Origin of the sequence: Leptothrix discophora (assembly GCF_030705305.1) — a bacterium.
GTDB classification, from domain to species: domain Bacteria; phylum Pseudomonadota; class Gammaproteobacteria; order Burkholderiales; family Burkholderiaceae_C; genus Sphaerotilus; species Sphaerotilus discophorus.
In genome coordinates, this window is record NZ_JAUZEE010000003.1 from 473,060 (window position 1) to 487,861 (window position 14,802).

Here is a 14,802-nt window from a genome sequence, read left to right on the forward strand (position 1 = left end):
CCCATGCTCGCCTACATCCTCAAGCGCATCCTGCTGATGGTGCCCACGCTGCTGGGGGCGCTGACGCTGACCTTCGTGGTGATCCAGTTCGTGCCCGGCGGGCCGGTCGAGCAGGTCATGGCCGAGGCGCGCGCGGCCGACAAGGGCGGTGACAGCAGCGGCTACAAGGCCAGCCGGGACGTCGACAAGCAGCAGATCGAGGCGCTGAAGAAGCTCTACGGCTTCGACCAGCCCGCGCATGTGCGCTATGTCGAGATGCTCGGCCGCTTCGTGCGCTTCGACCTCGGCAAGAGCTTCATGTTCAACAAGGACGTGACCACGCTGATCCTGGAGAAGCTGCCGGTGTCCATCAGCCTGGGCGTCTGGAGCTTCCTGATCGCCTACCTCGTCTCCATCCCGCTGGGCGTGGCCAAGGCGGTGCACGAGGGCTCGCGCTTCGACGTGCTGACCACCCTGCTGGTGCTGGTGGGCTATGCCATCCCGGGCTTCGTGCTGGGCGTGCTGCTCATCGTGCTGTTCGCCGGCGGCACCTACTGGGACTGGTTCCCGCTGCGTGGGCTGACCTCCGACAACTGGGCCAGCCTGGACTGGCCGGCCCGCATCGCCGACTACTTCCACCACCTCGCGCTGCCGCTGACCTGCATGACCATCGGCAGCTTAGCGGTGATGACGCTGCTGACCAAGAACACCTTCGTCGAGGAGATGCGCAAGCAGTACGTCAAGGTCGCGCGGGCCAAGGGCCTGTCGCCGGGCCGCGTGCTCTACAAGCACATCTTCCGCAACGCGCTGATCCCGCTGATCACCGGCTTTCCGGCCGCCTTCATCGGCGCCTTCTTCGCCGGCTCGGTGCTGATCGAGAACCTGTTCTCGCTCGACGGCCTGGGCCAGCTCGGCTACGAGGCCGTCGTGCGGCGCGACTACCCGGTCGTGCTGGGCTCGCTCTACCTCTTCACGCTCATCGGCCTGGTCGTCAAGCTGGTCTCGGACCTCCTGTACGTGGTGGTCGACCCGCGCGTGCAGTTCGGCAAGGCCGCGAAATGACCGACCGGCACATCCGCCCCGCCCCGTGATGACCCGCTCCTCCTCACCCAATGCCCGCGCCTGGGCGCGCTTCCGGCGCAACCGGCTGGGCCATGTGTCGCTGTGGCTCTTCGTCGTGCTGCTGGTGCTCAGCACGTTCGCGGAGGTCGTCAGCAACGACCGGCCGCTGCTGGTGTCCTACCAGGGCCGCGTCAGCCTGCCGATCGTCGACAACCCGCCCGAGACCGCCTTCGGTGGCGACTTCCGCACGCCGACCGACTGGAAGGACGCCTACATCACCGGCAAGCTGCGCGAGGACGGCAACTGGGCCGTCTTCACGCTCAACCCGCATTCGGCCACCTCGCTGAACTACTTCGACCCGCTGCCCAGCCCGATGGCGCCGAACGCGCTCAACGTGCTCGGCACCGACGCGCAGGGCCGCGACATGCTGGCGCGGCTGATCTACGGCTTCCGCGTCAGCATCTGGTTCGCGCTCGCGCTGACCCTGACCGGCACCGTGCTGGGCGTGGCCGCCGGTGCGCTGCAGGGCTACTTCGGCGGCCGCACCGACCTGGTCGCGCAGCGCTTGATCGAGATCTGGGGCGCCGTGCCCGAGCTCTACCTGCTGATCATCTTCGCGTCGATCTTCGAGCCCTCGCTGCTGCTGCTGCTGGTCCTGCTGAGCCTGTGGGGCTGGATGGGCCTGGGCGACTACGTGCGCGCCGAGTTCCTGCGCAACCGCAACCTCGAGTTCGTGAAGGCCGCGCGGGCACTGGGCCTGAGCAATGGCCAGATCATCTGGCGCCACGTGCTGCCCAACTCGCTGACGCCGGTCATCACCTTCCTGCCCTTCCGCATGAGCGCGGCCATCCTGGCGCTGACCTCGCTGGACTTCCTCGGCCTGGGCGTGCCGGCCTCGGTGCCCTCGCTGGGCGAGCTGCTGCGCCAGGGCAAGGCCAACCTCGACGCCTGGTGGATCATCGTGCCGACCTTCGTGCTGCTGACCGTGACGATGCTGCTGCTGACCTTCATCGGCGACGCGCTGCGCGACGCCTTCGACACCCGCAAGTCATGAGCAGCACCGCACCCCAGAGCCTGCCCAACAGCCAGCTGCCGCAGGTCGCCGGCATGCCGCTGCTGCAGGTCGAGAACCTCAGCGTGGCCTTCAACGGCCAGACCGTGGTCGACCAGGTCAGCTTCGAGATCGGCATCGGCGAGAAGTTCGCGCTGGTCGGCGAATCGGGCTCGGGCAAGTCGATCAGCGCGCTGTCCATCCTGCGCCTGGTCGACGGCACCAGCCACGTCGGCGGCGCGATCCGCTACGACGGCACCGACCTGATGCAGGCCAGCGAACGCCAGATGCGCGGCCTGCGCGGCAAGGACATCGCGATGATCTTCCAGGAGCCGATGACGGCCCTGAACCCGCTCTACACGGTGGGCAACCAGATCGGCGAGGTGCTCGAACTGCACGAGGGCCTGAACGCCCGCGAGGCCCGCGAGCGCGCCATCGCGCTGCTGGACCGCACCGGCATCCCCGAGCCCGCGCGGCGCATCGACGCCTACCCGCACGAGCTGTCGGGCGGCCAGCGCCAGCGCGCCATGATCGCCATGGCGCTGGCCTGCAAGCCGCGCCTGCTGATCGCCGACGAGCCGACCACCGCGCTGGACGTGACCATCCAGGCCCAGATCCTGGCCCTGCTCGACGAGCTGCAGCGCGAGATGGGCATGGCGCTGCTGTTCATCACGCACGACCTCAACCTGGTCGGCCGCTATGCCGACCGGGTCGCGGTGATGTCGCGCGGCAAGATCGTCGAGGACGGCATCACCGCCCGCGTCTTCGCCCGCCCGCAGCATCCCTACACCCGCCAGCTGCTGGCCGCCCGGCCGCAGCCGCTAACCAGCAGCGAACGCGACAGCCGCCAGACCCCGCTGCTGCAGGCGCAAGGCGTGCGCGTCACCTTCAGCCAGCCGGCAGGCTGGTGGCGACGCCGCGACTTCGTCGCCGTGCGCGAGGCCTCGCTGAACGTGCCGCGCGGCCAGACCGTCGGCATCGTCGGCGAGTCCGGCTCGGGCAAGACCACGCTGGGCATGGCGCTGCTGGCGCTGCAGCCGCTGGCCGCTGGCGAGGTGACGCTGCACAACCAGGTCGCCGGCGACGTCATGAACACCAGCCAGCAGCGTTCGACGCAGCGCGTCGACCTGGCCGAAGGCGCCGACCTGCGCGGCCTGCGCCGGCGCATGCAGGTGGTCTTCCAGGACCCGTTCGCCGCGCTGTCGCCGCGCATGACCATCGGCCAGATCGTCGGCGAGGGCCTGGCGCTGCACCACCCCGAACTGGACGCTGCGGCGCGCGAGGCCCGCATCCGCGCGGTGCTGGCCGAGGTCGGCCTGGACACGCAAGGCCGCGTGACGGACACGCGCGGCGGCGCCGACCTGCTGCAACGCTACCCGCACGAGTTCTCCGGCGGCCAGCGCCAGCGCATCGCGATCGCCCGGGCGCTGATCCTCAAGCCCGAACTGCTGCTGCTCGACGAGCCGACCTCCGCGCTCGACGCCTCGGTGCAGCAGCAGGTGCTGGCGCTGCTGCTCAAGCTGCAGCGCGAACAGGGCCTGAGCTATGTCTTCATCAGCCACGACCTGGCGGTGATCCGCGCGGTCGCCCACCAGGTGCTGGTGATGAAGGACGGCGAGGTGGTCGAGCGCGGCCCGACGGCCCAGGTCTTCGACGCACCGAAGCACCCGTACACGCAGACGCTGCTGGCGGCGGCGCTGGCGGCGGAGCCAGCGCGCTGAACAGCGGTCGGCACGGGGCCGACCCTCTCAACTCACTTCACCAGCTCCCACGACTGCACCGTGTAGTTCGGCCCGTCCTGCCCCGCCACGAAGCGGATGCGGTCGCCGACCTTCAGGCCTTCGATGCCCTTGGGGTCGCGCACGACGAAGACCATGGTCATCGGCGGCATGTCGAGGTTGCGCAGTTCGCCGTGCTTGAGCGTGAGCTTGCCGCCGGCCTTGTCGACGCGGCGGATCTCGGCCTCGCTCAGGCCATCGGCAGGTTCCGCCGCGCCGGCGGTCGACAGGGTGGACAGGGACAGCGCCGCCAGCATGCCCAGCAGGGCGAGGCGGCGGGAGTTCGTCGTGTTCATGGGCATCTTCTCCGCTGGGACCGGTTTCATCGATAGGACTGGAAGACCGTGGCGCCGCCGTCGCGCTGCACCAGCAGCACGTCGTAGGGGTCCTTGCGGCCCTTGTACTCGGGGCCGTCCATGCCGGGCGAGCCGACCGGCATCGCCGGCACGGCCAGGCCGACCATGCCGGCCGGCTTTTCCTTGAGCAGGCGCAGCACCTCGCGCGCCGGCACGTGGCCTTCGAGCGTGTAGTCGCCAACCTTGGCGGTGTGGCAGGAGCCGTAGCGCTGCGGCATGCCCAGGCGCACGCGGGCCTCCTGGTTGCCCTCGTCGTGGACGCGGACCTGGAAGCCATGGGCCTCCAGGTGGCGCACCCAGTCCTTGCAGCAGCCGCAGTCCGGGCTCTTCCAGACATCGACCAGCGGCCTGGCGGCCTTGTCCTGCGCGGTCTTGTCGGGAGCCGCCATCGCGGCCGGGGCCAGCAGGCCGCCGAGCGCCAGCGCGACGAGTTCGCGGCGGCGCGTGCCGCAGCGGGAAGTCGTCGGGATCATCGTGTTCATCGGGGTTCTCCTGAAAGGACGGGCTCGGGATCAGCGCGGCTTGACGATCACCTGACCCACCATGCCGGCCTCGAAATGGCCGGGCAGCAGGCAGGCGAACTGGAACTCGCCGGGGCGGTTGAAGGTCCAGACGATCTCGGCGCGCTGGCCGCCGGGCACGTGGGCCATGTAGGGTTCGTCGTGTTCCATGTTCGGGAACTTCTTCATCAGTTCGGCATGCGCGGCCAGTTCCTCGGCCGTGCCGAGCACGAACTCGTGCATCAGCTTGCCGCGGTTGCGGTGCACCAGGCGCAGGGTCTCGCCCTCGCGGACCTCGATGCGATCGGGGGTGTAGCGCATCCGGTCGCTCATGCGAATCTCGATCGTGCGGGTCGCGGCCTTGGCCGGCGCGGCGATGCCCCAGGGCTTCTGCTCCAGGCGCAGCTCCTTGGGCGCGTCGGCATGGGCCTTCTCGCCGTGGGCCTGTGCAGCCGGTGCGGCACACAGGGCGGTCAGCGCGAGCAGCAGCATCGCGCAGGATCGGTCGATCGACAGGTTCTTCGTGTTCATCGGGTGTGGGGCTCGTGTGGGGCTCATGTGGAGCTCGTATGGGGTTTGTCAGGGAACAGGCCGGAAGGTTCCAGCTGTTCAATGGCCCGCATGCCCGGCGGGCTTGCGGGCTTGGAGTTCGACTGCGGCAGCGGGTGAGGCAGCGGGTGAGGCAGCGGGTGAGGCAGCGGGTGAGGCACTGGGTGCGCGGGCCGGCGTGCCGACCGGGCCGGTCCACTCGCGGGCGACGGTGCCGGGCGGGTGGCTGAACCAGCCCGGGTCGCGGAAGTCGCCGGGCTTCTGGTCGCGCCGGACCTTGAGGGTGCTGAACATGCCGCCCATCTCCAGCGAGCCGAACGGCCCCGTGCCGGTCATCATCGGCAGCGTGTTGTCGGGCAGCGGCATCTGCATCTCGGCCATGTCGGCCATGCCGCGTTCGCCCATGACCATGTGGTCGGGCACGGCGCGCGCCAGGCGAGCCGCCAGGCCGGTGTGGTCGACGCCGATCAGCGTCGGCACCGCATGGCCCATCGCGTTCATCGTGTGGTGGCTCTTGTGGCAGTGGAAGGCCCAGTCGCCCTCCTCGTCGGCGATGAACTCGACCTGGCGCATCTGGCCGACCGCGATGTCGGTGGTGACCTCCGGCCAGCGGCTGCCGACCGGCGTCGGACCGCCGTCGGTGCCGGTGACGCTGAACTCGTGCCCGTGCAGGTGGATCGGGTGGTTGGTCATCGTGAGGTTGCCGACGCGGATGCGGACCCGGTCGCCCAGCCGCACGTTCAGGCTGTCGATGCCCGGGAAGACGCGGCTGTTCCAGGTCCACAGGTTGAAGTCGGTCATCGTCATGATCTTCGGCGTCGCGCTGCCAGGCTCGATGTCGTAGGCGCTGAGCAGGAAGCAGAAGTCGCGCTCGACCCGGGCGATCAGCGGGTGCGCCGCCTTCGGGTGCGTGACCCAGAAGCCCATCATGCCCATCGCCATCTGCGTCATCTCGTCGGCATGCGGGTGGTACATGAAGGTGCCGGGCCGGCGCGCGACGAACTCGTAGACGAAGGTCTTGCCCACCGGGATCGCCGGCTGCGTCAGGCCGGACACGCCGTCCATGCCATTGGGCAGGCGCTGGCCGTGCCAGTGCACGCTGGTGTGCTCGGGCAGGCGGTTGGTGACGTACACGCGCACGCGGTCGCCCTCGACCACCTCGATGGTCGGGCCGGGACTCTGGCCGTTGTAGCCCCACAGGTGGGCCTTCATGCCAGGTGCCAGCTCGCGCACGACCGGCTCGGCGACCAGGTGGAATTCCTTGACGCCGTCGACCATGCGCCACGGCAAGGTCCAGCCGTTGAGCGTGACCACCGGGTCATAGGGCCGGCCGTCGGGCGGCAGCAGCGGCGCCTGGGTGGCAGCGCTGGCCTGGCTGACCGGCTCGGGCAAGGCCGCCATCGCCACGCGGCTGACGGCGGCACCGCTCACCGCGGCGGTGATCGCGGCGGTGACTGCGGCGGCCGTGGCACCGGAGCCGCGGATGAAATCTCGTCGGGAGACCATGTTCAGTTGTCCTGTCGGGTCGATGCGGGGCGCGCTCAATGCGCCGCGCCCGCGTTGTCCTTGGCGCCACCGAAGGCGGCACCGCCGGCGCTCATGAGCTCGGGCTTGCCGACCAGCGCCAGTTCGAGGTCGGCCTGCGCCAGCCAGGCATCGCGCTGCGCCTCGATGGACGCGGCCACGGCGGCGGCCTGCGCGCGCGCATCGGCCAGCAACTCCGGCGTGCCGATGAACATGCCGTTGTAGCGCAGCAGGTTCTCGTCGGAGACCTGGCGGGCCAGCGGCACCAGCACCTCGGCATGGTGGCGGGCGATCTCCCAGGCCGAGCGCGCGGCGGCGTCGGCCTCGCGGACCTCGGCACGGGCCTCGACGGCGACCTGCGCGGCCTGGTGCAGGCTGCGCAGGTAGAGCGCCTCGGCGCGGGCGGTGCGGGCCTGGCCGCCGCCGAACAAGGGCAGCTCCACGCTCAGCTCGACACCGGTCTGCGGCGGGGCCTCGTTGGACGTGTTGCGCACGACGCCCAGTTCAAGGCCGTTGACCCAGCCGGTGACGCGGGTCAGTCCCAGGCTGCGCGCGGTGGCGTCGAGCTGCAGGCGGGCGGCCTGGACGTCGAAGCGCTGCGCCAGCGCCTGGCGCTCCAGGTCGGGCCGCTCGGGCAGCGTGGCCGGCAGATCAGGCAGGCGGTCGGGCAGCGTGTAGGCGGTCTGCGTGCCCCACAGGCCCAGCAGGCGGTTGAGGCGCTCGCGCGCGGCCACGGCAGCCTGCCGGGCGCGGGCATGTTGCAGCTCGGCCTGGGCCCGATAACCCTGTTCGCGGGCCTGCTGCAGGCGGCTCCAGTTGCCGGCCGCGCGCAGCCGGTCGGCCAGCTCGGCACCGGTCGCGGCGTTCTCGCGCAGCTGGAAGGCTGCGTCTTCGAGCTGGCGGGCGGCGACGGCCTGCACCCAGGCCTTGCGGACCTGCGCGGCCAGCGCCAGCGCCTCGGCGGTGACGCCACGCTGCATCGCGCCCAGCCGGCCGGCCTCGATCTCGCGGGCCCAGGGCAGCATCAGCCAGTGGCCCAGCTCGAAGGACAGGCCGCGCTCGATCTCGCGCTCGTCGCCGCGCCGGAACTTGCCGAAGCTCAAGCGCGGATTGGGCAGGCGGCCGGCCGCGAGCCAGTCGGCCTGCGCCACGCCCAGGTCGGCCAGCCTGGCCTGCAGGCCGCGGTGGTTGATCAGCGCGATGCGCAGCGCGGCGTCGGCGGCCAGCGGCTCGCGCAGCAGGGTGTCGACCTCGCGCCGCACGGCGTCGAGATCGGCCTCGTCGCGCGACAGCCGCAGCGCGTCGGCCGGCAGGCCGGTCTGGCGGGCCACGGCCTGCGCCACCGGGGACTCGGCGCGGCGGCCGCCGGGCGCGTCGTCCAGCGTGGCGCAGCCGGCCAGGGCCAGCGTCGCGGCGGCCAGCGACAGGCGGACCGGCAGCGGTCCTGGTGCGAGACGGCGGCGACTCATGGCGCCGCCTCCCGCGCATAGGCACGCCAGCCACCGGCGCGGCGCACGGCCTCGTTGGCACGGCGCCAGTCCAGCGGCTCGGCATCGGCCGCCTGGGGACGGCGCTCGGCCCAGACGCTGCGATGCGGCAAGGCCAGCGTCGGCGCCGCGGCGTCGAGCGGATCCGGCCGGGTCGACGGCGGGCGGGCGGGTTCAGCGGCCAGCGCGGGCCAGCACGCACCACAGAGCGCGACGGCCACCAGCCGGCGCGCGACGGAAGGGTTCAGGAACATGGGAGCCTCGGAACACGACGGCGGCCGCGTGGGCGGTCCACCAGGTCGATCGCGTTGGGCGATCACGTCGGGCGATCTCATCGGGCGATCGGGAAGCGTGCGTGACCCGCCCGGCCAGGGCTCGGCCAGGCGCACGCGGCGCGTCAGGCGCGCGCGTTCCGGGGAGGTCGTTCGAGCCCGCGCGGCAGCGGCTCGGGCGTCGCTGCCAGGGCCAGCCGCGGGTAGCTGGACGGCGTCCAGTCCGGCATCGGCCAGTCGGTCGCCACGGTCAGCACCCAGTTGCAGCAACCAGCCAGGCAGGTCTTGCAGCAACTGCCGGCGTGGCCACCGTCGTGGTCATGCGACGGATCATGCGACGGGTCATGCGAAGCATCGTCGCCCTGCGCGTCGTGCTGGCCGTCGTCGTGCTGGCCGTCGTCGTGCTGGCGGTCGTCATGGTGGCCGTCGTCGTGGGACTGGGCATGGGACCGCGCCTGGGCATGTTGGCCGTCGTGATCGGCCTCGGCGGGCGACGCGGCCACCTTCACCGCCACCATCGTTGCCGCCATCGTTGCCGCCATCGTCGCTGGCATGCACGCCACCATCCGCGCCAGCTCGGCCGCCTGCAGCGGCAGGGCCAGCAGCAGCAGCACGGCGATCAGGCGTCGCCAGGCGGGGCGGAGGCAGATGGACATCACCTCGAAAGTATAGGCAACCGCCTCAGGCCGAGACGATGTCGGGGGGACGGTCGGCCAGCCAGCGCGCGTATTGCTGCGCATCGGCCGGCCGCGCGATCAGGTAGCCCTGCAGGATGTGGCAGCCGGCTTCGCGCAGGTAGTCGCGCTGGGCCTCGGTCTCGACGCCCTCGGCCACGACATCGATGTGCAGCGCATGGGCGATGCCGACGATGGCCTCGACCACGACGCGATCGTCCTCGTCGTCGGGCAGGTCCTTCAGGAAGGAGCGGTCGATCTTGATGGTGCGCGGGCGCAGCCGCTTGAGGTAGGCCAGCGACGAGTAGCCGGTGCCGAAGTCGTCGACCGCGATGTGGATGCCCAAGCCCTGCAGGTCGGCGACGATGCTCAGCGAGGCCTGCTCGGTCATCAGCACGGTCTCGGTGATCTCGATCTCGAACTCGTCGGGCCGCACGCCGTGCTCGCGCATGGCCTCGCGCACGATGTCGACCAGGCCCCGGTCGCGGAACTCGTGCGCCGAGAGGTTGACCGCGACGCAACCGAAGGCGAGCCCGTCGGCCTTCCACTGCGCGATCTGGGCGCAGGCGGCACGCACGACCCAGGCGCCGATCTCGCCGATCAGGCCGGCCTGCTCGGCGGCCGGGATGAAGTGCAGCGGCCCGACCAGGCCACGCACCGGGTGGCGCCAGCGGATCAGCGCCTCGCAGCCCAGCAGCTCGCCACGCGTGGCGCCGATCTGCGGCTGGTAGTGCAGCTCGAACTCGTCGCGCGCGAGGGCCTCGCGCAGCTCGCGCTCGACCGCCATCTGCGCCTGCACGCGCTGGTTCAGCTCGGCGCGGTAGAAGCCGTGGCGGTCGCGGCCGGCCTTCTTGGCCTCGTACATGGCCAGGTCGGCATGGCGGATCAGCTCGTCGGGCTCGCGTGCGTCGTCGGGCAGCAGCGCGATGCCGATGCTGGCGTACACGCGCGCCTCGCGGCCGTCCAGCTCGATCGGTCGCGCCACCTCGTACTGGATGCGCTCGACCGCCTGCACCAGCTGCTCGACCGTGCCGGCGTCCTGCAGCAGCACGATGAACTCGTCGCCGCTGTGCCGGCAGACGATGTCGGACGCCCGGACCGCGCCGGTCAGTCGCCGCGCGACGATCTTGAGTAGCGCATCGCCGGCCGAATGGCCCAGCGTGTCGTTGACGACCTTGAAGCGGTCCAGGTCGATGAAGAGCATCGCCATCAGGTAGCCCTCGCGCAGCGCCTGGGCACAGGCGCTCTGGGCCAGCTCGCGGAACAGCAGACGGTTCGGCAGGCCGGTCAGGTGGTCATGCAGGGCCAGCTTCTCCAGCGCCTTCTGCTGCCGCTCGATCTGGCCGAACAGCGTGTGCAGCTGGCGGTGGACATCGTTGAGGTGCTCACCCAGCTCGCCGATCTCGTCCTGGCGACGCCAGTCGACCGTGCCCTCGTCGCCGCGCATCGCGATGCGGGTGGCCTGCTCCTTGAGCCGGTCCAGCGGCCGGATCAGGCGGTGGTAGAGCACGGCCATCAGCAGCAGCGCCGCAATCGCCGCCTGCAGCGCGGCGAGCTTGAACAGCTCGATGCGCCGGCTGGTGAAGGCGCGCTCGAGCTGGTCGCGCACGAAGCAGACCTGCAGCTCGCCCAGCGTCTGGCCCTCGCGCAGCACCGGCGCCTGCAGGCAGACCGGTGCACCGCTGAACGCGGCCTCGTCCGGCCCGAAGGTGCGCTCGCGCTGGTGGGTCAGCGCGCGCGAGTCATCGGTCGGCCGGGTCTCGACCAGGCGCAGGCTCTGCACCGACGAGGCCTCGGCGGTCCGGTCCAGCACGCGAGAGATCTCCGCCGCGTCCAGGGACCACAGCGGATCGGCCAGCGCGGCCACCGCGAGGTAGAGCTGGGCCTTGCGGCTCTCGACGACCAGCGGCTCGAAGGTGGTGCGGAACATGCGCTGCTGCAGGCTCAGCCAGATCACCAGCGGCGCCAGCACGGCCACCAGCACGGCCAGCAGCAGCGTCAGGCGGATCGACAGCTGGGGGCGCCAGTGCAGCATGGTCAGGCCCCTGGGGCCATGGCGGCAGACGACGGCGGTGGACAGGACACGGTCAACGGGAGAAGGTGCGGCACGGCGCCAGATTCTGCCCGCTGCGGGCACTGCGTAAACTGCCGCGCCATGGCCAAACCGAGCACTGTCACCGAGCGCCCTCGCGCACCCACGCCCCGATCGCTGCGCGGCCTCGCGCCGTTCATCCGGCCCTATCGCCGCCAGGTCGGCGCCGCGCTGCTGTTCCTGGTGCTGGCGGCCGGCACGACGCTGATGGTGCCGGTGGCGATGCGCCAGCTGATCGACCAGGGTCTCGTCAGCCGCGAGGTCATGAGCGGCGATCCCGGCGCCCGCGTGATGGCGCTGCGCGAGCACTTCATGGCGCTGTTCGGCGTCGGCGTGGCGCTGGGGCTGTTCTCGGCGGCACGCTTCTACACCGTCAGCTGGCTGGGCGAGCGCATCACCGCCGACCTGCGCGATGCCGTCTACGCCCGCGTGCTGCGCCAGAGCCCGGCCTTCTTCGAGACCACCCAGACCGGCGAGGTGCTGAGCCGCCTGACCGCCGACACGACGCTGGTGCAGACCGTCGTCGGGTCGAGCCTCAGCCTGGGCCTGCGCAACACGGTGATGGGCCTGGGCGCGCTGGTCATGCTGGTGCTGACCAACCCGATGGTGATGGTGCAGGTGCTGGGCATCCTGGTGATCGTGGTCGCGCCGTCGATGTACTTCGGCCGCCGCGTGCGCCGCCTCAGCCGGGCCAGCCAGGACCGCGTCGCCGACACCAGCGCGATCGCCGCCGAGGTGCTCAACGCCATCCCGGTGGTGCAGGGCTACACCCAGGAAGCGCGCGAACAGGCCCGCTACCACGACGCCACCGAGGCCGCCTTCGACGTCGCCCGCCGACGCACCCGGACCCGCGCGATGCTGGTCGCCTTCATCATCAGCGCCACCTTCGGCGCGCTGCTGTGGGGCCTCTACCAGGGCACCCAGGCGGTGCTGCGTGGCGACATCAGCGCCGGTCACCTGGGCGAGACCGTCGTCTACGTGGTGCTGCTGGTGGGCAGCATCGCGGTGCTGTCGGAGGTCTGGGGCGACCTGCTGCGGGCGGCCGGCGCGACCGAGCGGCTCATGGAGCTGCTGGCGGCCGAGTCGCCGGTGTCGGACCCGGTGCGCCCGCTGGCCCTGCCGCCGGTCCAGGGCGGCTCCTCGGTCGACCTGCGCGGCGTGACCTTCCACTACCCGTCGCGGCCCCGCACCGCGGCGCTGCAGGGCATCGACCTGCACATCGCGCCCGGCGAGACCGTCGCGCTGGTGGGCAGCAGCGGCGCGGGCAAGACCACCCTGTTCCAGCTGCTGCTGCGCTTCTACGACGCCCAGCAGGGCGACGTGATGATCGATGGCCGGCGCGTCGACGCGGTCTCGCTGCAGGACCTGCGCAGCCGCATCGGCCTGGTGCCGCAGGACAGCGTGATCTTCTCGGCCAGCGCGCTGGAGAACATCCGCTACGGCCGGCCCGACGCGAGCGAGGCCGAGGTCATCGAGGCCGCCCGCGCGGCCCATGCCGACGGCTTCATCCGCGCGCTGCCCGAGGGCTATGCGAGCTTCCTCGGCGAGCGCGGCGTGCGCCTGTCGGGCGGTCAGCGCCAGCGCATCAGCATCGCCCGCGCGATCCTGCGCAACACGCCGCTGCTGCTGCTGGACGAGGCCACCAGCGCGCTCGACAGCGAAAGCGAACGGCTGGTCCAGGCCGCGCTGGAAGCGGCCATGGCGCACCGCACGACGCTGGTCATCGCCCACCGCCTGGCGACGGTGCAGAAGGCCGACCGCATCGTGGTGCTCGATGAGGGCCGCATCGTCGAGACCGGCCGGCACGCCGACCTGGTCGCGCAAGGCGGCGTCTATGCCCGCCTGGCGGCGCAGCAGTTCCATGCCGAGCTGGCCGATGCCGATGCGCCGGACGAGAGCCTGGCGACGGTTGGGGCTTGAGGCCGCGCTTGATCCGGCTCAAGCCCCGGTCGCATGATGTTCAAGCGGCGCACCCGCGCGCCGAAGAGCACGGGATGATCTGCCCGCGACCGCCCCGGAGACCCATGCCATGAGCCGCAGCCTGCTGACACCCGACAGCATCGACAACCGCCGCGAGCCTCGCTACCCGGTCGCCTGGCCGGCCCGGCTCAGGATCGCGACGGGGCAGGAGATCGACGTCAAGGTGCGTGACCTGTCGGACAACGGCATCGGCCTGCGCAGCGATCACCCGATCCCGCAGCGTGACCGCTTCGAGCTGGTGCTGGGCGTCCCGGACCTGCTCGACCCGCGCCGGCTGCAGGCCGTGCCCGGCACCATGTCGGTGGCCTTCTTGGTCATGAGCCACGGCGAATGGCGGCTCGGCGGCACCTGGGCCGACCTGACGCCACCGGCCCGGAAGCTCCTGGATCAGTGGATCCAGAAGATCAAGTACGGCTGACACATGGAGCCCCTCGGCCGCCGGGTACGGCAGCCGATCCCCCGTGGGGATGCGCAGGCCGCTTGGGGCGGCCCGGCGCTGGCCTGCACGAGCCCCTCGGCCGCCTGGGGCGGCCCGGCGCTCAGAACTCGTTGACGATCACGCCGGCGAGCTTGGCGGTGCTGGCGCCGACCGTGCCGGTCAAGTCCTGCAGGTGCTGGATGCGGGTGCGGTCCTTGCGCGCGAGCACCAGGGCGGCGCCGCACTTGCTGGCGATGACGGGGGCGTCGCTGCCGTAGACGGCCGCCGGTGTGTCGACCACGACGTGGTCGAACTTGCGCAGCAGCTCGTTCATCAGCAGGCGGAAGGCCGGGCGCTCCAGCAGTTCGAGCGGGTTGGGCGGGGTCACGCCCACCGGCATCACGTAGAGGCTCGGGATGTCCGGCGCCTGGTAGATCACGTTCTCTTCCTGGCGACCGCTGAGGATGCCGCTCAGGCCGTGGTTGTTGGGCACGCCGAAGACCTCGTGCAGCCGCGGGCCGCGCAGGTCGGCATCGACCACCAGCGTGCGGCCGCCGAGCTGCGCCAGCGTGACGCCCAGGTTGGCGACGAAGAAGGTCTTGCCGTCGCCCGCATCCGGGCTGATGACGGCCAGCGCGCGCTTGGGCTCGGCCGGGTTGAAGACCCGCATCATCAGCTGGCTGCGGATGGCTCGGAAGGCCTCGGACTGCTGGCTGAAGGGCTGCGCCGCGGTGACCAGCTCGGCATGCGTGGCGCGGCGTTCCTCGGGCGTGAAGGGGTAGTGGAACTGCTGGCTGAGCGCGAACACGACGTCCGAATCGCTCGCCAGGCCCAGCGCCACCGCCGACTCGCCGAAGCGCAGGCCGTTGGCACGCTGGTGTTCGACGATCGCGTTGACCTGCTCCTCGCTGAGGTTCTTGGTCTGGCGAATGATGTCGCCGATGCTGCGGTCGTCGTCGAAGCGCGAATGCAGGTCCTCGGGTGCGGCGGCGTTGTGGACCAGTTGCGGGCCACGTGGGTAGGTGCTGTTCTGGCGGACGGCGTTGCTCATCGGGTGCGGCTCCGGTCGGGGTGTCGCGC

The 14,802-nt window shown here is 71.3% G+C and carries 14 protein-coding genes; 5 read left to right on the plus strand and 9 right to left on the minus strand.

Going from position 1 to position 14,802, the window contains the following annotated elements; translation table 11 throughout:
• Positions 1-3: 3 nt before the first annotated feature.
• The 3 genes from Q8X39_RS08390 to Q8X39_RS08400 are packed head-to-tail and all read left to right on the plus strand — an operon-like array spanning position 4 to position 3,813.
• Positions 4-1,041, plus strand: a complete 1,038-nt coding sequence (locus Q8X39_RS08390) for a microcin C ABC transporter permease YejB (protein WP_305749192.1) — start codon at positions 4-6, stop codon at positions 1,039-1,041.
• Between the two features lie 28 nt (positions 1,042-1,069).
• A complete protein-coding gene (locus Q8X39_RS08395; protein WP_305749193.1) occupies positions 1,070-2,095 on the plus strand; it encodes an ABC transporter permease in 1,026 nt (341 codons plus the stop codon).
• The gene (locus tag Q8X39_RS08400) at positions 2,092-3,813 is read left to right on the plus strand and encodes an ABC transporter ATP-binding protein (RefSeq protein WP_407067983.1); all 1,722 of its coding nucleotides are present in this window, start codon (positions 2,092-2,094) and stop codon (positions 3,811-3,813) included. The genes Q8X39_RS08395 and Q8X39_RS08400 overlap by 4 nt, the downstream gene beginning before the upstream one ends.
• Before the next feature lie 32 nt (positions 3,814-3,845).
• Here the strand turns inward: Q8X39_RS08400 and Q8X39_RS08405 are convergent, their stop codons facing one another.
• The 8 genes from Q8X39_RS08405 to Q8X39_RS08440 form a co-directional block, all read right to left on the minus strand.
• The gene (locus Q8X39_RS08405) at positions 3,846-4,166 is read right to left on the minus strand and encodes a copper-binding protein (protein ID WP_305749194.1); all 321 of its coding nucleotides are present in this window, start codon (positions 4,164-4,166) and stop codon (positions 3,846-3,848) included.
• 26 nt (positions 4,167-4,192) lie between these two features.
• Positions 4,193-4,699 (minus strand): DUF411 domain-containing protein, encoded by a 507-nt coding sequence (locus tag Q8X39_RS08410; protein WP_407067991.1) that lies wholly within the window; start codon positions 4,697-4,699, stop codon positions 4,193-4,195.
• Positions 4,700-4,738: 39 nt separating this feature from the next.
• Entirely contained in the window at positions 4,739-5,257 is a 519-nt protein-coding gene (locus Q8X39_RS08415) for a cupredoxin domain-containing protein (protein WP_305749195.1), read from the minus strand.
• A 78-nt stretch (positions 5,258-5,335) separates the two neighbouring features.
• The gene (locus Q8X39_RS08420) at positions 5,336-6,781 is read right to left on the minus strand and encodes a multicopper oxidase family protein (protein ID WP_305749196.1); all 1,446 of its coding nucleotides are present in this window, start codon (positions 6,779-6,781) and stop codon (positions 5,336-5,338) included.
• A gap of 35 nt (positions 6,782-6,816) precedes the next feature.
• Positions 6,817-8,268, minus strand: coding sequence for a TolC family protein (locus Q8X39_RS08425; RefSeq protein WP_305749197.1), 1,452 nt, complete (start codon positions 8,266-8,268; stop codon positions 6,817-6,819).
• Positions 8,265-8,540: a hypothetical protein gene (locus Q8X39_RS08430; protein WP_305749198.1), complete on the minus strand. Its 276-nt coding sequence runs from the start codon at positions 8,538-8,540 to the stop codon at positions 8,265-8,267. The genes Q8X39_RS08425 and Q8X39_RS08430 overlap by 4 nt, the downstream gene beginning before the upstream one ends.
• 143 nt (positions 8,541-8,683) lie before the next feature.
• A complete protein-coding gene (locus Q8X39_RS08435) occupies positions 8,684-9,214 on the minus strand; it encodes a hypothetical protein (RefSeq protein ID WP_305749199.1) in 531 nt (176 codons plus the stop codon).
• A gap of 25 nt (positions 9,215-9,239) precedes the next feature.
• Entirely contained in the window at positions 9,240-11,267 is a 2,028-nt protein-coding gene (locus tag Q8X39_RS08440) for a putative bifunctional diguanylate cyclase/phosphodiesterase (protein WP_305749200.1), read from the minus strand.
• A 120-nt stretch (positions 11,268-11,387) separates the two neighbouring features.
• Between Q8X39_RS08440 and Q8X39_RS08445 the strand changes: the two genes are divergently transcribed.
• Together Q8X39_RS08445 and Q8X39_RS08450 are read left to right on the plus strand one after the other, a co-directional pair.
• A complete protein-coding gene (locus Q8X39_RS08445) occupies positions 11,388-13,244 on the plus strand; it encodes an ABC transporter transmembrane domain-containing protein (protein ID WP_305749201.1) in 1,857 nt (618 codons plus the stop codon).
• Between the two features lie 109 nt (positions 13,245-13,353).
• Positions 13,354-13,722, plus strand: a complete 369-nt coding sequence (locus Q8X39_RS08450) for a PilZ domain-containing protein (RefSeq protein ID WP_305749202.1) — start codon at positions 13,354-13,356, stop codon at positions 13,720-13,722.
• 121 nt (positions 13,723-13,843) lie between these two features.
• On the opposite strand, the gene Q8X39_RS08455 is transcribed toward Q8X39_RS08450, so the two are convergent.
• Entirely contained in the window at positions 13,844-14,773 is a 930-nt protein-coding gene (locus Q8X39_RS08455) for a polysaccharide biosynthesis tyrosine autokinase (RefSeq protein ID WP_305749203.1), read from the minus strand.
• Positions 14,774-14,802 lie beyond the last annotated feature (29 nt).